Source organism: Halalkalibacter oceani (genome assembly GCF_040544555.1).
Lineage (GTDB): Bacteria > Bacillota > Bacilli > Bacillales > Bacillaceae_D > Halalkalibacter > Halalkalibacter oceani.
On the sequence record NZ_JBEPKD010000028.1, the window covers coordinates 1 to 23,260 of the forward strand.

General features: G+C 48.1%; 20 protein-coding genes and 1 tRNA gene. All 21 read right to left on the minus strand.

Annotated features, from left to right (window positions below; all coding sequences use genetic code 11):
• Positions 1-139: 139 nt before the first annotated feature.
• On the minus strand, positions 140-1,066 hold the full coding sequence (cysK, locus tag ABMB67_RS20060) for a cysteine synthase A (RefSeq protein ID WP_251225299.1): 927 nt from the start codon (positions 1,064-1,066) through the stop codon (positions 140-142).
• A gap of 100 nt (positions 1,067-1,166) precedes the next feature.
• A complete protein-coding gene (gene hslO, locus ABMB67_RS20065; protein WP_354573137.1) occupies positions 1,167-2,045 on the minus strand; it encodes an Hsp33 family molecular chaperone HslO in 879 nt (292 codons plus the stop codon).
• A 28-nt stretch (positions 2,046-2,073) separates the two neighbouring features.
• Complete coding sequence (locus ABMB67_RS20070) at positions 2,074-2,838, minus strand: type III pantothenate kinase (protein ID WP_251225297.1); 765 nt, start codon at positions 2,836-2,838, stop codon at positions 2,074-2,076.
• 243 nt (positions 2,839-3,081) lie between these two features.
• Entirely contained in the window at positions 3,082-5,091 is a 2,010-nt protein-coding gene (ftsH, locus tag ABMB67_RS20075) for an ATP-dependent zinc metalloprotease FtsH (protein ID WP_354573138.1), read from the minus strand.
• Positions 5,092-5,160: 69 nt separating this feature from the next.
• The gene (hpt, locus tag ABMB67_RS20080) at positions 5,161-5,700 is read right to left on the minus strand and encodes a hypoxanthine phosphoribosyltransferase (RefSeq protein WP_251195312.1); all 540 of its coding nucleotides are present in this window, start codon (positions 5,698-5,700) and stop codon (positions 5,161-5,163) included.
• A gap of 25 nt (positions 5,701-5,725) precedes the next feature.
• On the minus strand, positions 5,726-7,147 hold the full coding sequence (tilS, locus tag ABMB67_RS20085; RefSeq protein ID WP_354573139.1) for a tRNA lysidine(34) synthetase TilS: 1,422 nt from the start codon (positions 7,145-7,147) through the stop codon (positions 5,726-5,728).
• Positions 7,128-7,577 carry a threonine/serine exporter family protein gene (locus ABMB67_RS20090; protein ID WP_251224506.1) on the minus strand — a complete coding sequence of 150 codons (450 nt, stop codon included), beginning with the start codon at positions 7,575-7,577 and terminating at the stop codon, positions 7,128-7,130. The genes tilS and ABMB67_RS20090 overlap by 20 nt, the downstream gene beginning before the upstream one ends.
• Positions 7,578-7,598: 21 nt before the next feature.
• Positions 7,599-8,351 (minus strand): threonine/serine exporter family protein, encoded by a 753-nt coding sequence (locus ABMB67_RS20095; protein ID WP_251224505.1) that lies wholly within the window; start codon positions 8,349-8,351, stop codon positions 7,599-7,601.
• A gap of 31 nt (positions 8,352-8,382) precedes the next feature.
• On the minus strand, positions 8,383-9,357 hold the full coding sequence (gene prkT / locus ABMB67_RS20100; RefSeq protein ID WP_354573155.1) for a serine/threonine protein kinase PrkT: 975 nt from the start codon (positions 9,355-9,357) through the stop codon (positions 8,383-8,385).
• Positions 9,323-10,063 (minus strand): VWA domain-containing protein, encoded by a 741-nt coding sequence (locus ABMB67_RS20105; RefSeq protein ID WP_251224504.1) that lies wholly within the window; start codon positions 10,061-10,063, stop codon positions 9,323-9,325. The genes prkT and ABMB67_RS20105 overlap by 35 nt, the downstream gene beginning before the upstream one ends.
• Before the next feature lie 88 nt (positions 10,064-10,151).
• The gene (gene spoIIE / locus ABMB67_RS20110; RefSeq protein WP_390188874.1) at positions 10,152-12,635 is read right to left on the minus strand and encodes a stage II sporulation protein E; all 2,484 of its coding nucleotides are present in this window, start codon (positions 12,633-12,635) and stop codon (positions 10,152-10,154) included.
• A 336-nt stretch (positions 12,636-12,971) separates the two neighbouring features.
• Positions 12,972-13,048 (minus strand) — tRNA-Met (locus tag ABMB67_RS20115).
• 141 nt (positions 13,049-13,189) lie between these two features.
• The gene (locus tag ABMB67_RS20120; protein ID WP_251195275.1) at positions 13,190-13,666 is read right to left on the minus strand and encodes a S1 domain-containing RNA-binding protein; all 477 of its coding nucleotides are present in this window, start codon (positions 13,664-13,666) and stop codon (positions 13,190-13,192) included.
• Between the two features lie 73 nt (positions 13,667-13,739).
• A complete protein-coding gene (locus ABMB67_RS20125; RefSeq protein WP_251224503.1) occupies positions 13,740-14,120 on the minus strand; it encodes an FtsB family cell division protein in 381 nt (126 codons plus the stop codon).
• Positions 14,121-14,131: 11 nt separating this feature from the next.
• Positions 14,132-14,713, minus strand: coding sequence for a spore cortex biosynthesis protein YabQ (gene yabQ, locus ABMB67_RS20130; protein WP_354573140.1), 582 nt, complete (start codon positions 14,711-14,713; stop codon positions 14,132-14,134).
• On the minus strand, positions 14,710-15,021 hold the full coding sequence (gene yabP / locus ABMB67_RS20135; protein WP_251224501.1) for a sporulation protein YabP: 312 nt from the start codon (positions 15,019-15,021) through the stop codon (positions 14,710-14,712). The genes yabQ and yabP overlap by 4 nt, the downstream gene beginning before the upstream one ends.
• A 68-nt stretch (positions 15,022-15,089) precedes the next feature.
• A complete protein-coding gene (locus tag ABMB67_RS20140; protein ID WP_251224500.1) occupies positions 15,090-15,353 on the minus strand; it encodes an RNA-binding S4 domain-containing protein in 264 nt (87 codons plus the stop codon).
• Positions 15,340-16,824: a bifunctional methyltransferase/pyrophosphohydrolase YabN gene (gene yabN, locus ABMB67_RS20145; protein WP_251224499.1), complete on the minus strand. Its 1,485-nt coding sequence runs from the start codon at positions 16,822-16,824 to the stop codon at positions 15,340-15,342. Before yabN ends, ABMB67_RS20140 begins: the two co-directional genes overlap by 14 nt.
• Position 16,825: 1 nt before the next feature.
• Positions 16,826-18,409 (minus strand): putative polysaccharide biosynthesis protein, encoded by a 1,584-nt coding sequence (locus ABMB67_RS20150; RefSeq protein ID WP_354573141.1) that lies wholly within the window; start codon positions 18,407-18,409, stop codon positions 16,826-16,828.
• A 335-nt stretch (positions 18,410-18,744) separates the two neighbouring features.
• Complete coding sequence (gene spoVT / locus ABMB67_RS20155) at positions 18,745-19,284, minus strand: stage V sporulation protein T (protein WP_251224497.1); 540 nt, start codon at positions 19,282-19,284, stop codon at positions 18,745-18,747.
• A 315-nt stretch (positions 19,285-19,599) separates the two neighbouring features.
• Entirely contained in the window at positions 19,600-23,124 is a 3,525-nt protein-coding gene (gene mfd, locus ABMB67_RS20160) for a transcription-repair coupling factor (protein WP_251224496.1), read from the minus strand.
• Positions 23,125-23,260: the final 136 nt, after the last annotated feature.

The window sequence follows — 23,260 nt, forward strand, 5'->3', positions numbered from 1 at the left end:
GACACCCTTGCTCTTGGCTAATGGTTGGCAACTGCCAGCCCCCATAGCGGACTTTCACCGCCTAGCTACGCGCCATGCGTGGCGCACTAAAAAAACCAGCCAGGCCGCCGCAAAGGCGTCCTGACTGGCAACAAGCAATTTACTGTTCTTCAAATTGATAAAGCGGAGTACTGAGGTAACGTTCACCGTTAGATGGAATAATGGCGACAACCTTCTTTCCGGCTCCGAGCTTTTCAGCGACTTGCAGGGCAGCGTAAATCGCGGCGCCTGAAGAAATCCCTCCGAGAATTCCTTCTTCACGGGCAGCGCGGCGTGCATATTCAAACGCCTGCTCCGTTGTCACTTGAATCACTTCATCATAAATTTCCGTTTTCAGGATTTTCGGCACAAAGCCCGCACCGATTCCCTGGATTTTATGCGGCCCAGGATTTCCACCGGATAAAATCGGAGAATCTGCCGGTTCAACAGCGGCAATATGGAGGTTCGGGAAATGCTCCTTTAAGAAGCCGCCCGCTCCCGTAATGGTTCCACCTGTACCGATTCCGGAAATAAAGCCGTCCAACTGGCCTTCAGCCTGCTCAAGCAGCTCCTTCCCTGTTGTCAGGCGGTGAACTTCAGGGTTTGCTTCATTCTCAAACTGCTGTGGCATGAAATAGCCATTCTCTTTCGCAAGCTCCGTCGCTTTGCGAATCGCCCCGCCCATTCCTTCAGGACCAGGGGTGAGAACAAGCTCAGCTCCATACGCCCGTAACAGGTTGCGACGCTCCATACTCATCGTTTCAGGCATCACGAGCTTCGCCTTATATCCTTTAGCGGCAGCGACCATCGCTAAACCGATCCCTGTATTTCCACTCGTTGGCTCGACAATCGTGTCCCCGGCCTTAAGCGTGCCGTCCTTTTCCGCCGCTTCGATCATGGCGAGGGCGATCCGGTCCTTTACACTGCTTCCCGGGTTCATAAATTCGAGCTTCAAATAAATATCGGCATGTTTGTCTGAGACTAAGCGATTTAATTTGACTAATGGCGTTTGACCTATTAATTCAGTAATAGATTGTGCAACTTTCATCGTGACGCCTCCTCAATACCAAGTATTTTTATTGGTTTTATTAAGATTATAGTAGCAGACGTTTTCTGATAAGTCAATTAAGTTATTTGTTTTTTTCCAACTATTTTGACTGCTCGTATAACGCTTCCAATTCTTCCTTGGAAATGTTGTATGTCTCGTTACAAAAATGACAGCGCGTCTCCGCTCCGCCATCTTCCTCAATCATCGCGCGGATTTCTTTTTTCCCTAAACTGATGATCGCATTCTCGACTCTTTCTTTCGAGCAGCGGCAGGCAAAGGTGATCGGCAATTTATCAAGCAGCTTCACATTATCGTCGCCGAGCAGGGCCTGAAGAATTTCTTCTGGCGGCATCCCTGCTTCTACAAGTTTGGAGATCGGCGGAATCGAGGAAAGACGCTTTTCAATTTGATCGACAATCGCATCATCCGCCCCTGGCATCAGCTGAATAATAAACCCCCCGGCCGCAAGAATGGAATTATCGGGATTGACTAGCACCCCTACGCCGACGGACGACGGCGTCTGTTCAGAGGAAGCGAAATAATAAGTGAAATCATCACCAATTTCCCCTGACACGAGCGGCACGCTTCCAGTAAAGTTCTCTTTTAAGCCCAGGTCTTTCACGACGGACAGATAGCCATCCGTCCCAACTGCTCTCGCGACATCCAGCTTTCCATGCTGATTGAGGTCGAAGTGGGTTTGCGGATTGCTTACATAGCCCCGCGTTTCGCCAGCTGTGTTGGCATCAACAATAATCGCCCCAATCGGCCCCTTTCCCTCAACTTTGATCGTCAGCTTCGAATCACCTTTAAGCATCATCGCCATCATCGTTCCTGCCATCATTGTACGTCCTAAAGCAGCCGAGGCAGTTGGCCATGTTCCCTGGCGACGTACCGCTTCATTGACCATGTTTGTCGCCACCAGCGAATATGCTCTTACTTTGCCATCGAATGCTGTTGCTTTAATTAAATAATCTTCCATATGATTGTCTATCCTTCCTTCTTCTTAATTAACTATTTCTTTCATAAATCATCTGCAGTCCTTTTAGCGTCAAAAAAGGCTCGACGACATCAATTGAAGTTGCTTCTGAGGCGATCAGTGTCGCCAGCCCTCCCGTCGCAATGACAGTAGGCTCCTGTTTTGCCTGGGCCTTCATCCGGTTGACGATGCCATCAACCTGACCGACATAGCCATAATAAATTCCCGCCTGCATCGCATGAACCGTATTGGTGCCGAGAACTTTGGCGGGCTTCGTTATTTCGATTCTCGGCAGCTTCGACGCGCGGGTGTACAGCGCCTCGGCTGAAATCGATATTCCCGGGGCAATAGCTCCCCCCATATAGTTCCGGTTCTCATCGATATAGCAATAAGTGGTCGCCGTGCCGAAATCCACAATGACAAGCGGGCTGCCATATAAATGGATCGCGGCGACGGCATTGACAATCCGGTCAGCTCCGACATCTTTCGGATTATCATACTTGATATTCAACCCTGTTTTGATGCCAGGTCCAATCACCATCGGCTTAAGCTGAAAATACTTCTTGCACATTTGCTCAAGCGTATACATTAACGGCGGGACGACTGAGGAAATAATAATTCCCTTGATGGAGTCAATCGAAACCTCTTCATGATCAAATAACGCCTTGATTGACATCGCCCATTCGTCCTCTGTTTTCTGGCGGCTTGTCGCCATTCGCCAATGATAACGAAGAGACCGTCCTTCGTACACGCCGAGTACAATATTTGTATTCCCTACATCAATCACTAATATCATGATCCATCACCGCCAGCCTTCTTATTACCACATCTTGGGCAAATTCCCCTCAATTATAAAACATTACCGTCATTTTTGCGAAATGTGGAGTCGCTACATCTTTTAACCCCCCAGAGAGGAGGAGACCACTGAAAAACTTCCTTTTTCGTCACGCGAAGAAAAGCGGCATCCCTTCTGTGTCCGTTCACAAAAAAGCGGGAAGCGAACCAAGTCGTCGCTTCCCACCCGCATAACGGTTGCTTTTTAATTATCTTCTCTTTTTGGTGGCACTTCTTCATCAGGAGACGTTTCGACTGCATCTTCAGCGGTTGGCTCAGACTCATCCTCGCTCTTGCGCATCTCGTCATCCTTTTTTGAATGGATATTCACCTTCACATCACTATCTTCAGAAGGCTTTTTGTTCGTGTGATGATTCTCAGGCAGCTTGCCTTCGTTGATGAGTGATTTAATTTGCTCGGCATCAAGCGTCTCCAGCTCAAGCAATGTTTCAGCAACAAGATCGAGGCTCGCTTTGTTCTCGACAAGGATTTCCCGGCAGCGTTCATAACACTCTTTAATAATACGCTGTGTTTCCATGTCAATTTCATGAGCAATCGCATCACTGTAATTCTGTTCATTCTGGATATCCCGGCCTAAAAATACCTGTCCGCCAGAATTGGAACCGAATTGCATTGGACCAATCTTCTCACTCATCCCGTACTCAGTTACCATTTTCCGGGCAATCGCGGTCGCGCGCTGGAAGTCGTTATGCGCGCCGGTACTAACCTCGCCAAACTGAACTTCCTCGGCCACCCGGCCTCCAAGCAACCCGACAATCTTATCAAGCAGCTCCGGCTTTGTCATGAAATAGCGGTCTTCCTTCGGCAGCATAACAGCATAGCCGCCCGCCATTCCCCGCGGAACGATCGTTACCTTATGAACCATATCGGCATTTTCAAGCTTCACACCGACAACGGTATGACCCGCTTCATGCCACGCGACGATATTCTTTTCCTTTTTCGAGATGACACGGCTCTTTTTCGCCGGCCCGGCAATGACCCGGTCAATCGCTTCTTCGACATGGATCATGCTGATTTTCGTCTGATCGTTTCGGGCAGCAATTAAAGCCGCTTCATTCAGAAGGTTTTCAAGATCGGCACCAGAAAAGCCCGGTGTCCGAGCAGCAATCGCATTCAAATTAACATCATCATTCAACGGCTTATTGCGGGCGTGAACTTTAAGCACCGCTTCACGGCCGACAACATCAGGACGGTTGACCATAATTTGACGGTCAAAACGGCCTGGACGCAACAAGGCAGGATCAAGGATATCAGCACGGTTCGTCGCGGCAATAATGATGATTCCTTCATTGGCGCTGAAACCGTCCATTTCAACAAGCAGCTGGTTCAACGTCTGCTCACGCTCATCGTGTCCCCCGCCGAGACCAGCACCACGCTGACGTCCAACAGCGTCGATCTCATCGATAAAGATAATACATGGCGCATTCTTTTTCGCATTCTCGAACAAATCACGGACACGGGATGCCCCGACCCCGACAAACATCTCAACAAAGTCAGAACCACTGATCGAGAAGAACGGTACACCCGCTTCCCCTGCAACAGCACGCGCCAGCAACGTTTTCCCCGTTCCTGGAGGCCCCACGAGCAGGACACCTTTTGGAATCCGTGCGCCGATGGCCGAGAATTTGCGCGGATCTTTTAGAAATTCAACAACTTCGATAAGCTCCTGTTTCTCTTCATCGGCACCGGCCACATCCTTGAACTTCGCTTTTTTCTTATCATCACTAACGATTTTCGCCTTACTCTTACCGAAGTTCATGACGCGGCTGCCGCCACCTTGAGCCTGGCTTAGTAAGAAGAAAAAGAGAATGAAAATAATGATAAACGGAATGATCCCTGTAAAAAAGGTCACCCAACCGCTCGTTTCATCCGCCGGCTGGAAATCTAATTCAAACGTACCGCCCGTAGCTGACTGGGCATTCATCAGCAGCTCGGCCGTTTGCTCGCTTTGCAAAGCATACGTCTCAAAGAACTCTCCTTCACCATGATCCGTAAATTGACCACGTACAAGGTATACCTGACGAACAGGCTTCACTTCAAGGTCACGCACCTCACCCTGTTCGAGTCTCTCTGTGAATGTTGTAAACGTAACCTTTTCTGTATCTGTCTGATCAGAACTAAATACATTTACGATCCCGACGATAACGAGAAAGATAAGTAAATAAAAAATGGTGTTACGAAATATACGATTCATCCTTGACCTCCTCCCACAAGCAATATAGCTTTGTTTATCGTATCACAAATGATCTTTTGTCCACAAACGTTAACTCTCATAGATCTCAGGCTTCAGGATACCGATGTAGGGAAGATTACGATAACGCTCGGCATAATCAAGCCCGTATCCCACAACAAATTCATCAGGTACGATAAACCCAGCCATATCTGGCACTAAATCGACCTTACGTCCTTCCGGCTTGTCTAAGAGGGTCACAACCTTTACTGTTTTCGCTTTGCGATAATGAAACAGTTGAACAAGATAGCTTAACGTCAAGCCACTGTCGATAATGTCCTCTAAAATCAGCACGTCGCGTCCTTCCACGGAAGTATCGAGGTCCTTTATTATTTTGACCTCTCCTGATGAAACCATACTTTTTCCGTAGCTTGACACATCCATAAAATCCATTTCAAGATGAGTGTCAATTCGTTTCGTCAAGTCGCTCATAAAAGGCATCGCGCCTTTAAGAACGCCGACAACAAGGGGAAAACGCCCGCTGTATTCTTCTGTAATTTGCCTTCCCAGCTCGCGGCATTTTTCCTGAATTTGTTCTTCTGTAATTAATATTTCTTGAATTTCGTCCCTAATCAATGGCCAACAAACCTCCTGTTATTCAATCGGAACTACTGGTGAAGTCCGCTTTCTTTTTTCCTTGACGGCAGCAAGCAACTACGAGTCTGCAGGAGCTGTCATCCTCTGCCTGTGCCACTCTTGTACGATGCAGATAAGGAACCCAAAGGACTTCCCCGTTTCCATCCACAAGGATTGGCCAGTTCTCACGTTCTTGCTTGGGAATCTTACGGTCAATAAATAAGCGCCCCACTTTTTTTGTACCTTCCATACCTCTGCAGGCAATCCGGTCGCTCGGCTGTCGCTTCCTGATCAAAAGCGGCTCAGCAAGAGCTTTCTTATCCAGGACAATCTCATTTTCTGCTTCAGTGAAAGCGGCATCCTCTGTTATGTATGCCTCAAGCACCCAGTCTGCAAATTCAATGCGGCCCGGAACAGAGAGAATATGCTCCTGCTCTTCCAACGTATTCTCCTGAGCACCTGAAAAATGACAAAAATCGTACTCACGGCGAACGATAAATGAGCGGGATAAATGATAGTCCCAGGATGGGTTATCCTGATTCATCAACTCGAGGACCTGCTCAATATGTATCGAGGTAATCGATGGAGAATTTTTCCCGTAAAGATAATTTAATATTAGATGAATCAACCTTCTTTGTAAAGGGAGTGCTACGCTCAGAAGGGCCGCACAGGAAATTGTAACGTTTCGTTCACTTTTTTCAATAATAATAGACGATAAACTTTCCTCCGCTTGCTGTTGCAGCCACTGTTGATCATCATTCATCCATTCCTGCCATCTCTGCATATGCGTATGAACCTGCTGATTTTCCCGTTTCAAAACAGGCAGCACGTCCTGCCTGATCCGGTTCCGCGTGTAGGTCCGGGCACGATTGCTCGAATCATAGCGCGCGCTTAAACCGTGCTGTTTACAATAATGCTCAATCATTTCCTTTGTTATTCCTAAAAAAGGACGAATCACCACTCCGTCTCCAAGCTTTCGCACAGCCGGAATGCCATAAGCGCGTATAGGCAGACCGCCTCTGATCATTTGCATCAGCATCGTTTCCGTCTGGTCATCTCCGTGGTGGCCTGTCGCCAGCTTACTGTTTGGCATTTCAGAAAGCAGCTCGCTAAACCATTCGTAGCGCAGCTTGCGGGCCGCCACCTGCGTTCCGTCTCCGCTGGCCATTGCATACTTCTTTACGTCAACCCGCTTGCTGTACAGCGGAATCCGGCGTTTCTGACAGAACTGTCGAATATACGCCTCATCCTCATCAGCCTCTACGTCGCGCAGCTGGTGATGAACGTGACATGCGCGGACGTCGATCGAATAGCGCGTCCGCTCCTTCCATAAAAAGTCAAGCAGAGCGATAGAATCCGGTCCTCCGGATACCGCGACAATAATTGTGTCGCCCGCTTCAATCAACCGATGCTTTCGAATGAACTTATGAACGTCGTGCTTCATAACGTTGGCCGATCCCTCCTTTTCCAAGTGAGAAAACGGAAAGAGCAAACACGAGCCCAGCGGCGATCGCTCCTGCCTGAAGCATCGTTTCAATTCCTATTTGCAGCCCGTTTAAATAATCTCCGTCAACGAAGGCCAGCATCGTAAAGTACGCCTTACTTCCAGGTACGAGCGGAATGATTCCGGGAATACTGAACGTCGTGACCGGCACGCGGTACAGCTTCGCCATCAAATGCGAGCACGTCGCACTTGCCAGCGATGCCACGGCGGTGGCGAATATGACGGTAATGCCGAAGGCCGGTAAAGTCGAGTACAACAACCACGCTATTGCGCCGATCACCCCGCCAACCCACAGTACCCGCTTCGGAACATTGAAAATCACGCCAAAAGCGACGGTCGCAATAAAACAAAAAAGCAATTCAACCCACATTCGCATCTCCCCTTACTAGGCTTACAAAAACAACGCGATCGCCAAAGCAATTCCTGTCGCAATCGAGAGCGCCGTAATAACCGCCTCCGCTCCCCTGCTCACTCCGGCAATAAGATCCCCCGACATCAAATCACGAACCGCATTTGTTAACGGAATACCCGGAACAAGAGGCATCAGTGTTCCGATAATAACCTGGTCAAGATTTTCGCCCAGCCCGAACCAGACAAGTCCAATCGCCAGCATTCCACTTAAAAAAGCTGACATAAATTCCGCGAAAAACTTTACCTTTGTATATTCCTGCAACGTGACAATACTCCAGCTTGCGGCAAAGCCTGCAATAAAAGCCGGAAGCGTATCGGAGACATCTCCGCCAAATAAATAGGAAAAAGCCCCGCCTGCCACACCGGAAGATAGATGCAAGAGCAGGCCGGGATAATGGCTCGGTGCACGCGCAATTTCATTCAACTGGCGCAGCGCCTCATCAGCGTCGATCTGTCCGTTGACAAGCTCCCTTGAAACCTGGTTAACAAGCGTAACTTTATTCAAGTCCTGGTTGCGATCATCGACGCGGATCATCTGCATAAAATCCCCGCGACCTTTTTCTTCAAATGAAAGAAAAATTCCCGTCGTAGTTACGAAGCTGTGCACATTATCAAAGTGAGCCGACTTCGCCATCCGTTCAAGGGTTTCTTCGACGCGATAGGTTTCCGCTCCGTAGGTAAGCATGATTTCGCCCGCTAACATGCAAATATCCATCATTCGATCTGCATTCATGCTAACGCCTCCACTCCTTCTCGCCCGATCCCTACATCATTTGTCCAAATAAGTATAGGATATATGCCAGTAGAAGAAAAGAGGTTAACAAGAAGATTTCAACAAAGTAGGAAGGTTTTCTGTCCTTCCTTTTTGCCGCCTTCCGCTTCGCAGGCTTATTTTTCTTCACCTTCGCGCCCCGCTGGGTCTGCGCGGCATTTTTAGAAAGAGCTTCAAGCAGACCCGCTCTCATCGCCGAGGCATCCTCGTACTTCCCTTGCAGGGCGCGCATCAGTACATCACGGTACCGGTTTAACGACGGATGACTTTCGATCCGCTCCTTTAACAACGCAAGCGATTTTTCACCCCGTTTTTCAAAACGGTTCGGATACGCGCAGTTAATCATAATCATCGCCACCGCAAAAAGGTCGTAGCCCGGTTCCGCTTTCCGCGAGCCAAGACCCCAGTAACCACGATCAAAAAACTCAGTATATTCCTTGATTGAGCGACCGAGCAATGTCGTCCCTCCGACATCAAGCCAGCGAATTCTCGGTGGTGGACCGACGACGAGAATATTGTCAGGCTTTAAATCGCCAAATACCCAGCCGGCGGCATGCAGCCGTTCCAAATCACCAAGCAGCTGGACCATCAACAGCCCAAGCCATTCGGCACCGCGGTTTTGCATATAATGAATCAGACCCGGTCCTTTTAAGTATTCCATGACATAGAACGGATATGTGCCATTGGTCGTCACGAGGTCATCAACATCAAGCAAAGAAGGTCCAAGGACTTGCCCTTGGACCTTTGAAAAATGTTTTAGCACATTCACTTCGGACGTGATTGACATATTATTAATGCCAACTTTCAGGGCAACAAGTCCGCTGGCTGATTCCGCTAAGTAAACCGTTCCGTTCGCCCCCGCCCCAAGCGTCCTGACGATATGATAGGGATTCCGGTGCCATTTCCCGACGATTTTTGTACCGGCTACTAGCTTACATTCCTGACTCGTTGAGTAGCTGTTCTTCATCACCAGCAATCAAACTCCTTCTTGAGCCTGACGTTGAAAACTTCGAGAGTGCTTCTCGCAAAGCCGGCCCAGTCGGTGTCACACCACCAGAAGACAATTTTTGGAAAATTCCGGTCAGTGCCGTCAATTGAGGTGTCCAATCAAGCAGCTTGTCGACATCCTTTCGTTTCCCGGGAAAGGAATAGAGAGAGAAGCGGTTTGATCCCATCCGCGATGTGAGGCTGATTGATAAATCAACCAATGACTCCTGCACCATCGGCAGTTTATTGTTCATACTGGCACTCGTATCTACGAGGATTAACACTTCAAGACTCATCGTTTCACCGAGCTCATCCACAACTTCCATCACTTGGCCGCGTTTTTCCGGAGGAAGGTCCTCCATTTCCTGATCGGCCCCGAGAATCTGTTGCAGCTCTTTGTTGACGACACCGTGAATCGTCTGTGTCATCGCCTTTCGCGTTACCATTTGCACCGTTTTCGCCAGCTGTTTCGCGTAGACAATTTGGCTCACCCCTCCGCCCGAGAGCGCGATTGCTTCGATTTCCTCAATTCCCTGCTCATTTAAGTGATTTTCATCGACGATGCCAATGACATTTACCGTAATGCCCTGCTCTTTTGCCAAGGCAGCAATTGCCACTGGATCTTCCCCTTGATTTGAATGACCGTCAGTAAGTAACAAAATTTGCTTCAGCGTTCCTTTACTCATGATTTTCCCCCCAAGTCATTTGAATGTTATCATCATTCACTAGCTTGCGAGGTTTTATACATCTATCGAGTAAGGAGTTGCTTCTTGTTTAAGAGAAAGAAGCAGCCCTCTGCGCTTTTTTCCGCGTGAAGGAAGGCGCTTTGTACAACGGGATGGCCGCCCACTTCGGCGTATTCCGCTTCACCTTGGCGACGATCACCGTCATGTCATCATTGATCGACCCTTGCTCGGAGCGGATGATCTTCTCCAGCAGCAGGTCGGCCACCTCCTGCGGATCATCCGTTTTCAGCTCGTTAATCACCCGCTTCATCCACATTTCCTTATTCTCAACATGCTTCGGCGCATCATAAATTCCATCGCTCATCATGATCAGCAGATCGCCCGCCTTTAGCTGCTCACTGACGACATCGACATCAAACTCCTGAAGCATCCCGATCGGCAAATTATTCGCTTCCACTTTCGTGACGTTGCTCCCTCTTTTAATAAAGCTTGGAATTGATCCAATTTTCAAAAATTTTGTTGTGGCATCCTGTAAGTCAATCATCGCCAAATCGAGAGTTGAAAAGATTTCGTCCGTCGAGCGCAATGACAGCACAGAATTGACCGACTTGATTGCAATCGTTTCTTCAATACCTGACTGCAAAATCTTTTGCAGCAGCTGTAGCGTTTCATTGCTTTCAAGATGGGCTCGCTCGCCATTCCCCATTCCATCGCTGATCGCGATCGCGTACTTCCCCGACCCGAGCTCAATTGTCGAATAGCAATCACCGGATACCCATGCTCCTCCCTTGGCGACATGAGCGACTCCCGTCTCGACGACAAACTGTTTTATCGAGTTGAACGAAACGTGGCTGTATCCATTTGGATAAAAATCCGGTTCCTCCTGTTTGACGACAACGGTTTCATTTACAATGTCGGACAGCAGCGGGGCGATCACTTTTTCACTTTGACCATGACCGTTATCAGCGGAAATACTCATTTCAATTTCAATATTCCCTTTCTCGAGACTATAGATATCAATATGGCCGATTTCCAGCCCTACACTGCGCAAGGCGTCCAGCATCTGTTCTTCCTGATAATGATGGGCCTGTTTTTCCTTCTGTATTTCCTTCGCGAAGTCACCCATTACGCGTGAAACCCCTAATAGTTGGTCGGCAACAAGCTTGCGGCTTTCCAGCACCTGCCGCTTCAGCTTCTGATTCACCTGATAATACTCATGTTCACTCGCAATCGTCTGAATGACCTTTTCCGGTTTAATGCACAGCTTTTTCCATTCTGAAAGCAGCATTTGATTTTTGATTTCTCCATGCTCCTCTGTTTCTGTCATAATCTTTTGCATCGAATCATATGTTTTAGAAAAGTTCTGCACCCAGCAACGTTCTTTTTTAAAGCAGGTCTGGCATGTTTTTTCTGTAACATTGCTCAGGAAATAATCGGTCTCTCTTTCGTCCTCTTCTTCATTCGCTGTTTGAGGAAACGCTTGAAAGCTGCTGGATAGCGTCTGAAATAAAGTAGAGAACTGTTCAACTCGACCCGCTGTCAGATCACGTATTTTTCTTACATATTGCTGCTGCTCCTTCGAGTGCTCCACGGTTCCGGGAATAAAGCGGGCCAGCCGCGTAATCAAATCTTTAGGCGTTAAGAAGAAGATCAGGATCGCCGCCATTGATTCCATTAATGTGACGGATACTTCAGCAGAACCTTCACTATAGAGCCCGATCAACAGCGTCCCGACTAGAAGGCCGAGAGCTACCCCGGTTCGCTTTCCTTCTTTTAATAAACCGCCTAGCAGCCCGGCAAAGGCGAGCAGACTCATTTGATATAAACTGGCGACACTCGCCAGACTGAGGATCAGCCCGGTCACGACTCCGACCGTTGAACCGATCGCCGCTCCGCCAACGAATGCAAATAGAAGAACGAGATAGCGCGCCAAAATATGTTCAATCGTCATATCATACATCATCCAGCCAATTGTTCCGGTCATAACGGAAGCAAGCAAAATAATTAAGCAGACAATTTCTTCATTTTTTAACGGCTGCTGAATTTTCTTCGCTGTAATCAGCGGCACACTCTGCATAAAAATCATCGTTAAAATAAAGCTTAGTCCGGCTTCGACTGTCGCCATCATCAGCGCGTAATTCGTCACCAGCCCTTCCGTGACATAGACGAGCCCCAGCCTCGTCATCATGCTGGCGATAAAGACGGTATAGGGGAGAAAGCTCGTCCGCTTCGTGATAAATTTCGTCACGACCTTTTGAACGAGAACAAAGGTGATAATCGCGGCAAGGACAAAAACAATTTGTCCATGATAGCTCAAGAGCGCGCCAGCCACAAGAGAGAGCGCTGCGATTCCGGCCCGTTCACGCTTGAGCAGGTAGACGGCAGCTAAATAAGGAAGAACAAACGGTGTTAACTCGGATAAAATCATCGCTCGTCCTAACAAAAAACCAATGATCGCTACCAACAGTCCATATTGATAAAAAATGGTATTTGCCATCGCTGAAGCTTTTTTCCCAACGTTTCCGATCATCGACCAGTCCGTCCATTTTGCTTTTGCTACCTTCCACATCATTTCATCCACCACCCTAATCAAATTGTTGTCCTCATTATAAACAGAGGATGCTTTCATTTTTTGTCAAAACAGCCAACGTAAACTAAAAAAACGTTCGACTTGTTTCGTCCTAAATAGGTAGCGATAGCTATAGTATTCAAAAAAAGCCGGCGCCTCCTCACTCTTTATGGGAGATAATCGGAGTCTGTAGGGAATGCTGAGGAACAAAAAAGGATTGATTTTCTTAGAACCCGCACTTTCCCCCTTGCGAATTACTTTTAAAGCTGCGCCTCTTTCTTTCCTAGAACGCAAAAAAACAGCTGATCATAGCGATCACCTGTTTATCATGAATATGTATGGTAGCGGCGGAGGGAATCGAACCCCCGACCTCACGGGTATGAACCGTACGCTCTAGCCAGCTGAGCTACACCGCCATTTCACTTATTTGCGACAAGTATTAATATACTTGTTTTGCCTTCATAAGTCAAGCACTACTTTTACATTTTCTTATCCGATTAAAAAAGCCGCCTCACTCTCGTAAGACAGCTCCATTCTATTCCAAAGATAGCAGCAAATTATCCTCGACGGGCTCCTCGACCTCCACGCTTCGCTTCTGTTTGACGCTTCAATGTTGAAATACGTTCTTCGCTGTCCTTTAAAAACCGGCTCATCTTGTCTTCAAAGGAAATACTGGCACGAGCTTGATTTGGTCTCGGGCTTCGTCCCCCACCTTGAGGACGAGAGTTGTAAGGGCGACTCGGTCTGGCTGGACGCTCAGCACCTTCTGGTCTCGGAGGACGAGCAGGTCGTTCAGGACGGTCTTGGGCTTTGCGAATCGAAAGGCCGATTTTCCCATCCGCTTCCACGTTAACGACTTTTACCAAAACCTCGTCTCCAACTTTCAAGAATTCATTAATATCCTTGACATAATTGTCAGCTACTTCACTGATGTGTACAAGGCCAGTAACCCCACTCGGCAGCTCTACAAATGCACCAAAATGAGTGATTCCCGTAACCTTCCCCTGTAACTTGCTGCCTACTTCGATTGACATGTAAAAATAGATCCTCCTTAAGAAATCTTAAAAATGTTCACTAATATATTATACCCGAATGCAAAAAAGAGTGTCAATCTGACGAGTGTTCCGGTAATTTAAATAATGTTTCGCCCGGCTTGGACAGGTAATAATCACGTCGCGCAACCTCAGCAATATAATCCATGTTGTTGTAATTCTCAATTTCCTGTTCGAGTCGCTGCTCCTCGGCCTGAAGCTGCCGAAGCTGCTCTTCCAGCGCCACTTTTTCTTGTCTTTTCTCCTCAAGCGAACCTGTTTGGGCATAAATCGTCGCCACACCAACGCATCCAAGGATAACGGCAAGAATGGCCAGTGCACTTAATCGTCTGATTAAGCCTCTGCGCTTTTTCGACTGGAATTGGATCTCCTGTTCACGCTGCTCGGTATATGCTTTATCCAATGTTCGGACCCTTGTTGCTCGATTTGCGGACATATTATCACCCCTTACTCTTTCTTCTTCCTCATCGACTTGATAAATTCCTTTATTTTAGCAAATATCGGCTCGGATTTCTTTACATACGTTAACAGACCTGTCCATTTTAACAGCAAGAGGGCCAGCCCTCTAAGCGGCACGAGAACAAGACGAAGCAAAAACAAGATAACCGCGGTACAGCCTGTCACTATCATCATACATAAGGAATAGAGCAGTTTCAATATGAAGGTGACCGGTTTCATGACAAGATAGCGAAAAAGCGTGACAATCCCTTTATAAATCGAAACCGTCAGCATAATGCACCGCTCCAGTAAACCTCGGTAAAATGGACGGAGCATCGCCTGGTAGGCCGCATAACCGCAAATAAGGGCTAAAAAGACGTAAAAACGGATTTCTCCATGATTCGTTTGCAGCAGAACATAAAACACGACAAGCGCCTGCATCAGCCAAAACATCACATCATTACAAGCGACAAACCAATGATAGGAGCTCCTGCGTTTTGAAAACCGGTGATACGTATCAATTGCCGCGCCAATGTAGCTGCCCATCGCAATCATGGACAGCATCGTATAAAGTTGGACGCTCAGGCTCACTTGAATAACTTCCCGAAGAAGCCTTTCGATTTATCCTGATGGCCTTGATCAAGATAAACGAGGTCAAAGATCTTCCCTTCAATGGAGACATTCCCAAGCTCCACGTTCAGGTTTTTCATATGCAGGTTTTGACCGCGTACCGACAAGAAGCCCATCACCGTTTCGAGCAGGAACTCTTCATTATCGAAGCTTTCCACCTGCTTCACTCCTGTTATATCAAGCTGTCTCCGCCCTTTTAATGTAATATCGTGGTCATTATTTTGCCGCTCTCGCCCCATCGGTGTACCGAATTCATACGAATGATCCATCCCATGACCCTCCTCTTTTTATACTCTCACCGCATTATATGAAAGGAGGAGGGAAAATAGAACAAGCCCTAGTCAGCGGCGTTCGACGTTTCACTGACAATCGTATACATCGTGCCGGCTTCTTCCTTGCGCACGATATCACGGATCGCTTCGACCTTGACGGTAACCGTCTTCTGGCCGAATTTAATGACAAGCTCATCACCCGCTTTCACCGTCGAGCCCGCTTTCGCCACCTGGCCATTAATTTGAATTCTGCCTTTGTCACATACTTCCTTCGCCAACGTTCTTCGTTTAATCAAACGTGAAACCTTCAAAAATTTATCTAAACGCATCGTGTTCATTCTCCTCTCGTTCCAGTTGCTTCGCTTGCTCCCATCGTTCGTCAAGCTCGTCCAAAGACAGCTCGGTCAGCGCCTTGCCTTCCGCACCGACCGACTCTTCAATGTAACGGAAGCGTCGCTTAAACTTGCGATTTGTTTGCAGCAAAGCCTCTTCTGGATCAATTTTATAATATCTTGCTAAATTGGCAAGCACGAACAGAATATCTCCAAATTCCTTTGTCATCTCCTCCTCGGCTCCCGCTTTCAATTCGACCATAAACTCACTGATTTCCTCCTGCAGCTTCATCCAGATCGGCGCCGCCTCGTCCCAGTCAAAGCCGCCCTTTGCGGCTTGCTTTTGCAGCTGTTCCGCCTCCATTAACGCCGGCAGACTTTTCGGTATATTGGCCAGCAAGGAGCTGTTTTCTTCTTTCCCCTTTTCCTGTTTTTTAATAGCATCCCAATTCACAAGAACTTCCTCTGCGTCAGCCACAGTCGTTTCACCAAAAACATGGGGGTGACGCCGGATCATTTTTTCCGTTATCGCATAGATAACATCCTCAATCGAAAAATAGCCTTCGTCCTCGCCGATTTGCGCATGTAGCAAAACTTGAAGCAGAACATCGCCCAGCTCTTCGACAAGATGCTCATCGTCCTGCTCATCAATCGCCTCAAGCACTTCATATGTCTCTTCCAGTAAATACTTTTTCAGTGATTGATGAGTCTGCTTCTGATCCCACGGGCAGCCGCCCGGACCACGCAAAGCGGCGATCACCTTTCTTAGCTTTGTGAATTCACGGTAAAGAAGCTCCTCTTTATGTACCGGGGGCACGTAGACCGCGGTTACATTATTCAACGTCGTCCGCCGGTCGAGATCGTAAAGCGGTACCCGGATCAGCTCTTCTTCACTTGAGCCGGCAGCAGTGACGATCGTCACCTCATAATCATCCGGCAAACGCTCCATTAATGTCAGCTTGACCTCAGAAGCAATCATCGCATCATAAACCTGGACAATAATCATATGCTCCGTCAACACGAGCTGATCGCGCTGCAACGCCGTTCCATCAACAATTTGACAGCCTTCAATCGGATCGATCCGCAAAGCGGTATACATCGCATCCAAAAAGCTTTGCCCGCCCAAAATGTTCAGCTTGATCGTCCCCTTCGCTTCTTCTGCGACAAGCAGCTGAACGGTGCGCTCCGCTACAAAAGGATGTCCGGGGACGGCGTAAACGACCTGTTCTTCCGCGCTCTCCACTAGCTCATCGACAATCGCCTGATAGACCGCTTCAAATTCCTCATGCTGCTCGTACAAGTCATCAAACGCCTTACAAGCAACCCCTTCCTCCTTTAATGCCTGAACAGCCGGATGCTCAGCCGTCCGCACATAAACGACCTCCTGCTTCAGTAAATAACGGTATATTCCGAACGGCATTTGCTCAATCTCTCCGGCCCCTAAGCCAATAATCGTTATTTCTTTCATCTTATCCGCTCCTTTTGACTAATCTTCTGATCCGCTTTACCTTAGGAATCGTCCGCCATTCCTGCTCTGAAAAAATCGGGAAGTAGATAACACCTGCCGCAACGACAAGCGCGCCAAATCCGGCCGTACTGAGGGCGACGACTGCATCACCGAGCCTGCTGTCAGGAATGAGCAAACCCGCCGCCTCTCTCCACGCGAGAGTGAGCATCCCCATGGCCAGCAATACGCCCCCTATCCAAAAATAGACTTTGCCTCTTCCGAAAAAGAAAAGCTGGTGCCGCCGCAGCACGCCCACCGCATAAATGACCATGACGGTCAGCGCGGCAACGGTCGACCAGGCAGCGCCAAAGGTACCAAAGGCCGGAATGAGGACGATGTTGCCGATTGTTTTTATAGCAAGTCCGATTCCAACGGCCAGTGCGGCATAATGCTCGAGATGATACCCTTGCAAAATCCCGGCCAGCGTTGAAAATAAGGAGCCGGCGACAATCGCCAAAGCGACCACTCGTAACACTTCGGAGCCGGTACGGTCTGTAAACAGCATATGGTTCGTCGGTTCGATGATTACGAGTAAGCCAACGGTCGCCGCTCCTCCTACTAAAAGCGCCAGACGATAACAGAGATATTGATACATTGCGGCCCGCTTCCCGCGCTTTTTGGCAACCATGTTTGCAACTAAAGGGACAATTGCCAGACTCAGCACGGTTGCCAGCACCACGCCAAGCTGAAGCAACGGCTGGCCGCGGTCATAAACCCCTTTGGCGGCATAGGCCGCCTGCTCCTGAAGCCCGTTTCCCGCCAGCAGTCGAATCACGGTTAACGCATCGACAAGCTGAAAGAGGATAAAGACAAGCGCGCTCATGCTGATCAACAGCGCCTGGCTCCATAAAGCCGTCAGTTGCTTTCGCAGGCGCCGCCACGGAAGCTGCTGCGGCAAAATAAGCTGCCGCAGCCACGCCCCCTTGTTCAACAGCTGGAGCACGAGGAAGCCCGTCAACACCCCGAGAATCGAGCCAAGCGCCGCCCCGGTCCCGATCTCGTACACGTCTGCCCCTGAATGGAGGAGCCATATCGTTATCGCTAAAATACTGCCGACGCGCACGAGCTGCTCAATCATATGAGAAGCCGCTGTTGAGCCAAGCTCGCCCCTCCCTTGATCATAGCCCCGGCTCGTACATAAAGCCGGCAATAGCAAAATCAGAAAGCTGATTGCCCGAATCGGCCCCGTCAGCCCGCGGTCGCCCATCAGCGCAGCAAGCGGTTCCGCCAGGCTAAAGAGCGCAATCCAGCCAAGCAAGGCGCCAAACAGCTGACTGTAAAAAAAGATGCTGACAACCTCTCTCGCCTGTTGCCGATCAGCTTGCTTGAGTCCGGCGAGCTGCTTTGACAGCACGACCGGAAAGCCGTACATCGCCAAAACCGCCATAATGCCGTACAACGGATATGTTTGCTGATACACATAAAAGCCCACATCTCCGACCATATTTTGAAAAGGAATTCTGTAGATCGCACTTAGCAGCTTTGCCAAAACCGCTGCTCCTGATACTAATAAAAAGCCATACCAAAAAGAAGGCCTGTTCTTCATTTGAACGTCCAATCACCTGTCGCCTCACTTTATTATCCAATGCTCCTCTATCATACTAGAATAAGAGGAGTATCGCCAAGCAGATCCGTTACAAGAGGGGCTGAGCGAAAGGTTGTTTTTACTTTTCATTCAGTCGAATCAAAGGCCACCAAACGATCCCGTTATTGTCCTGTCATTATAAAAAACCTGCCAGCATCCCGGTTCCGGGACATGCCGACAGGCTAAGCTGCTTTTAAACTCTCCCTTCCACATCCTGCTTTCGTCTTCTCTCATTTCCACCTCTTCAAACAGAAAAGCCGTGACAAAAAGGATTACCCCTCCTTGTCACAGCCACTTTACTGCTCCATTTGCCGGGCGAGGAAGCTTGCCGCTGTTTCAGCGAGCTTCTGTTCAATCGTTCCGGATAGGTCCTGCTCCTTGCTGAATAAAACGACGGCGCCAATCGGGTCGCCATTTGCAATGATCGGAGCGATGACAAAGCCTTTCAGATCATCAAGATGGTCACCGACAAGATTATACTCTCCACTCTTAACCTCAACCCTCGTTTGCCGCTCATTCATCACCTTCTCAACGATCTCACCAACACTTTTGTTTGTATATTCCTTTTTTGGTGCTCCTGCTACAGCAATAAATGTGTCGCGATCAGCAATTAAGACGTAATGATTTAAGCTATCATATAAGGCCTCTGCATATTCCTTAGCGAAGTCGCCAAGCTCTGAAATAGGGGAATACTTCTTGAGGATGACTTCTCCATCGCGATCGACAAAGATTTCTAACGGATCTCCTTCTCGAATTCGTAATGTTCTTCTGATTTCTTTCGGTATGACCACACGTCCTAAATCATCAATGCGACGTACGATTCCTGTTGCTTTCATATTGACTAGCCTCCCTTTCTAATGGTGTGTGTACTTGGTGAAGTGGAATTATCTATAGTATCTTTCTTAGAAAAAGAACTATTCACCAATACATGAATTTCTTTGGCTGCTTACAACATCAATCCATAAGAAAAACGTGCAGCGGCTTTTCTTTGAAGCAACGCGCGAAGCTGACGCCCCTCCTCGAATTACCCGGAAAAATTTTAAAAAAACGCGCAGCGGCTTTTTTTAAAGCGGCTGCGCGGAGTCGTGACTAGAGGTTGACGTTTTCCCCGAATTCACCTCTGTGAGTTGTATACGTCCTTAGTCTTTTATTTAATTCTTTTTCGCGTCTTCAATTCCGCCGATAATTGTCTCGATCATCGTCAGGAGCTGTTCATCGCTTAATGTCTTCGTTTTAATCGAAAATTTGATTTTGTCTCCGGCCGTCCCGAGGGCGACCTCGCGCCCAAGCTGATGAGCGACTTCAAACAGCTTTGCCCCATCAAGGCTCTGCGTAGCCTCAGCCGATGCAATAATCGCCACATGATCCTTGCCTTCGACAATCTGCTCGATTTTTTCCCGATTGGCTTTCAGCTTTATCGCTGTTAAGCGCAACAGAAAGTCCACCTGCTTCGGATATTCGCCAAAGCGGTCGAACATCTCATCCTGCAAATCCTTTATATCCTCAACCGTCTCGGCACCTTTAAACCGTTTGTACATTTCAATCTTTTGCTTTGCATCATTGATATATGCTTCCGGAATGTAAGCATCGACCTTAACGTCAATCTCTGATTGGAAACGTTCTTTTTTCGGTTTGTCGCCTTTTCGTTCCTCAATTGCTTCTTTCAGCATTTGTGAATAGAGGTCAAACCCGACCGATTCAATAAAGCCGTGCTGCTGGGAGCCAAGCAGGTTTCCGGCACCGCGGATCGTCAAATCGCGCATTGCAATCTTAAATCCTGATCCAAGCTCTGTAAATTCCTTTATCGCCTGCAAACGCTTCTCCGCCACTTCCGATAACACTTTATCGCGCTGATATGTGAAATAAGCGTAGGCGACCCGATTTGAACGTCCGACACGTCCACGGATTTGGTAAAGCTGGGAGAGCCCCATTTTATCGGCGTCATAAATAATAAGCGTATTCACATTTGGAATGTCGACCCCTGTTTCGATAATCGTCGTCGTTACCAATACATCGCTGTTGCCTTCCAGGAAGTCGAGCATGATCGTCTCTAATTCCCGCTCATTCATTTGCCCGTGGGCATAGCTGATGCGGGCATCCGGAACGAGCATCGACAGTTGCTCCGTCATCCGCTCGATATCTTCGACGCGGTTATAGAGAAAATACACCTGACCTCCGCGGGTCAGCTCCCGTTCAATCGCCTCCCGTACAAGAGCGGCATTGTATTCCACAACGTAGGTCTGGACAGGAAAACGGTTTTCCGGCGGAGTTTCAATAACGGACAGATCACGAACACCGAGCATCGACATATGCAGCGTCCGCGGTATCGGGGTCGCTGTAAGCGTTAAAACATCAATATTTGCTTTTAACTGTTTAATTTTTTCTTTATGCGTCACGCCAAATCGCTGCTCTTCATCGACGATGAGCAGACCGAGATCGTGAAAAACAACATCCTTCGATAAAAGACGGTGCGTACCGACAATCAAATCAACCGTACCTGCCTTCAAGCCTTTAAGCGTTTCTGTTTGTTCCTTTTTTGAGCGAAAACGGCTCAGGACACCGATTTTGATCGGGTGCTCGGAAAAGCGCTCTTTGATCGTCTCATAATGCTGCTGGGCAAGGATCGTCGTCGGCACAAGGATCGCGACCTGCTTGCCATCCATGATCGCTTTAAAGGCGGCGCGAATGGCCACTTCTGTTTTCCCGTAGCCGACATCGCCGCATAATAAGCGGTCCATTGGCCGCGGCCGTTCCATATCCTTTTTAATTTCCAGGATCGCTCTTTTTTGATCCTCTGTATCCTGATAGGGGAAGGAAGCTTCAAATTCCGCCTGTTCAGGCCCATCAGCGGAGAAGGCAAACCCTTTGCTCGCTTCACGCTCAGCATAGAGCTTGATTAAATCATCGGCAATATCCTCGACCGATGATTGTACCTTCTTTTTCACCTTCTTCCAATCACTTCCACCCAACGCATAAATTTTCGGATCTTTTTCTTCCGATCCGACATACTTTTGCACCTGATCGATCTGCTCGACCGGCACATATAGCTTATCATTTCCTTTATAGCGTAAGTGGAGATAATCCTTATGGAGACCATTGATTTCCAGCGTTTCTACGCCAAGGTATTTTCCGATACCGTGATTCGTATGAACGACGAGATCGCCAACTTTTAGCTCAGAGTAGCTTTTAATCCGTTCGGCATTCGATAATGTTTGCTTGCGCTGTGGCCGCTTCGCCCTTTTCTTGGCGAACACTTCCTCTTCCGTAATCACAACTAACCTGCTCGAGGGCAGTTCAAAGCCGCTTTGCAGGTTTCCAACCATAATATATGTGTGACCTTCGCGTAACTCTGTGGAGCGTTCCACAATTGCCGCTTCGATTTGCTCCGTCTCAAGGTTTAAGGAAAGTCGTTGAGCCCGTTCCTTTGAGGCGGCAATGAATACGACAGCCTGCCCCGCCTTTTTCCAGCGTGCAACCTCCGACTGAAGCAGCTGCATTTGACCGTGAAATTGCTGCATCGATTTGCATGTGATGCTGATCACATTTTCCGGGTTAGTCTGGGCAACATGCTTCAAAAATAGCGATAAATAAATAATCGGATAATGAGAATGCTTTAATTGCTCAAAAACGGCTACCGACATCGAAACATCATGAATGATTTCTCCCTGCTCAAGCAAGGCGATGCTCCACTCGGCCTCTTCCTTATCGAGGCTTTCCGCCATTTCCTTTACCCTTGCCAATTCATCAATAACCAGTATCGAATTCGCGGGAAGAAATGACAGCAGCGAATGCTCGCCTTCATAATAAAGCGACATATACTTATACATTCCCTGGAAGGTCGAACCTTGCTTCAATTGCCCGATTTCATAGGAAATATTTTGCGAAAGCTTCTCCTTCGTCTCTTTCGCCCGAACTTCCTTTAACGTCTTCGCCAAACCTTCCGCCAAAGCAGCCGCCGCTTGTTCATAATGTGTCTTCTCAAGCAGCACTTCCTGGGCCGGACCAATCCGGACGGCCTTCTTCTCTTCTTTTGAGCGTTGATTTTCCACGGAGAAAGTCCGAATCGAATCAACCTCCGTGTCAAACAGCTCGATTCGAATCGGATCCGGTTCCGTCAACGGGTACAAGTCAATGATTCCGCCACGGACACTGAATTCACCGGGTGAGGCGATCATATCGACACGCTGGAAGCCCATTGCCACCAGCTTATTCATCAATTGGTCAATATCGCCGATATCCGTTCCAATCTCGACATCAATCTGGTGATGCTTCCAAACGCTTACCGGGGGCAACTGGCGTCTGATTCCGGCAAGCGGTGCGATGACCACCCCTTTGAATCCATAAATCAGCTTATTTAACACGTCAATACGTTGCGCCTTCATCTCCGGACTCGCTATTGCAATTTCTGCTGAAATAAGCTCATTGACTGGATACAAAAGAATCTGGTCTTCCCCTAATAAATCAACCAAATCATCATACAGCTTCTGGGCCTGATACAAATTATGCGTAACAAGCAATGTCGGCCGTTGTGCCTCACGGAAGACAGTCGAAATAAACAACGTGCGTGCCGATCCGGTTAAACCCGATATAAGCTGCTCTTTCATATTCGCTTCAAGACTTGTTGAAACCGCTTTTATCTCATCATTATTTTGATAATATTGCTGCAATCCTAACATGCTGTTCCCCCTGTTATTCCAGTAACGCCATGGTTAGTGTTCAATTTATATTTATTCTGTTAATCTCATAAAAGCACTATTTACTGTTTATTCTTGCTAGAACCCTAGAATCCTGCTTTATTCTAATTAGAGACAG

What these genes read in the sequence shown, in the direction of transcription:
- ABMB67_RS20140 (WP_251224500.1), bottom strand. Translation starts at nt 15,353, where the DNA reads ATGCGTTTAGATAAATTTTTGAAGGTTTCACGTTTGATTAAACGAAGA.
- ABMB67_RS20150 (WP_354573141.1), bottom strand. Translation starts at nt 18,409, where the DNA reads ATGAAGAACAGGCCTTCTTTTTGGTATGGCTTTTTATTAGTATCAGGA.
- ABMB67_RS20120 (WP_251195275.1), bottom strand. Translation starts at nt 13,666, where the DNA reads ATGTCAATCGAAGTAGGCAGCAAGTTACAGGGGAAGGTTACGGGAATC.
- tilS (WP_354573139.1), bottom strand. Translation starts at nt 7,147, where the DNA reads ATGAAGCACGACGTTCATAAGTTCATTCGAAAGCATCGGTTGATTGAA.
- ABMB67_RS20105 (WP_251224504.1), bottom strand. Translation starts at nt 10,063, where the DNA reads ATGAGTAAAGGAACGCTGAAGCAAATTTTGTTACTTACTGACGGTCAT.
- hslO (WP_354573137.1), bottom strand. Translation starts at nt 2,045, where the DNA reads ATGGAAGATTATTTAATTAAAGCAACAGCATTCGATGGCAAAGTAAGA.
- ABMB67_RS20090 (WP_251224506.1), bottom strand. Translation starts at nt 7,577, where the DNA reads ATGTGGGTTGAATTGCTTTTTTGTTTTATTGCGACCGTCGCTTTTGGC.
- yabN (WP_251224499.1), bottom strand. Translation starts at nt 16,824, where the DNA reads ATGAAAGAAATAACGATTATTGGCTTAGGGGCCGGAGAGATTGAGCAA.
- spoVT (WP_251224497.1), bottom strand. Translation starts at nt 19,284, where the DNA reads ATGAAAGCAACAGGAATCGTACGTCGCATTGATGATTTAGGACGTGTG.
- ABMB67_RS20095 (WP_251224505.1), bottom strand. Translation starts at nt 8,351, where the DNA reads ATGAATGCAGATCGAATGATGGATATTTGCATGTTAGCGGGCGAAATC.
- mfd (WP_251224496.1), bottom strand. Translation starts at nt 23,124, where the DNA reads ATGTTAGGATTGCAGCAATATTATCAAAATAATGATGAGATAAAAGCG.
- ABMB67_RS20125 (WP_251224503.1), bottom strand. Translation starts at nt 14,120, where the DNA reads ATGTCCGCAAATCGAGCAACAAGGGTCCGAACATTGGATAAAGCATAT.
- spoIIE (WP_390188874.1), bottom strand. Translation starts at nt 12,635, where the DNA reads ATGATGTGGAAGGTAGCAAAAGCAAAATGGACGGACTGGTCGATGATC.
- yabP (WP_251224501.1), bottom strand. Translation starts at nt 15,021, where the DNA reads ATGGATCATTCGTATGAATTCGGTACACCGATGGGGCGAGAGCGGCAA.
- ftsH (WP_354573138.1), bottom strand. Translation starts at nt 5,091, where the DNA reads ATGAATCGTATATTTCGTAACACCATTTTTTATTTACTTATCTTTCTC.
- prkT (WP_354573155.1), bottom strand. Translation starts at nt 9,357, where the DNA reads ATGAAGAACAGCTACTCAACGAGTCAGGAATGTAAGCTAGTAGCCGGT.
- cysK (WP_251225299.1), bottom strand. Translation starts at nt 1,066, where the DNA reads ATGAAAGTTGCACAATCTATTACTGAATTAATAGGTCAAACGCCATTA.
- ABMB67_RS20070 (WP_251225297.1), bottom strand. Translation starts at nt 2,838, where the DNA reads ATGATATTAGTGATTGATGTAGGGAATACAAATATTGTACTCGGCGTG.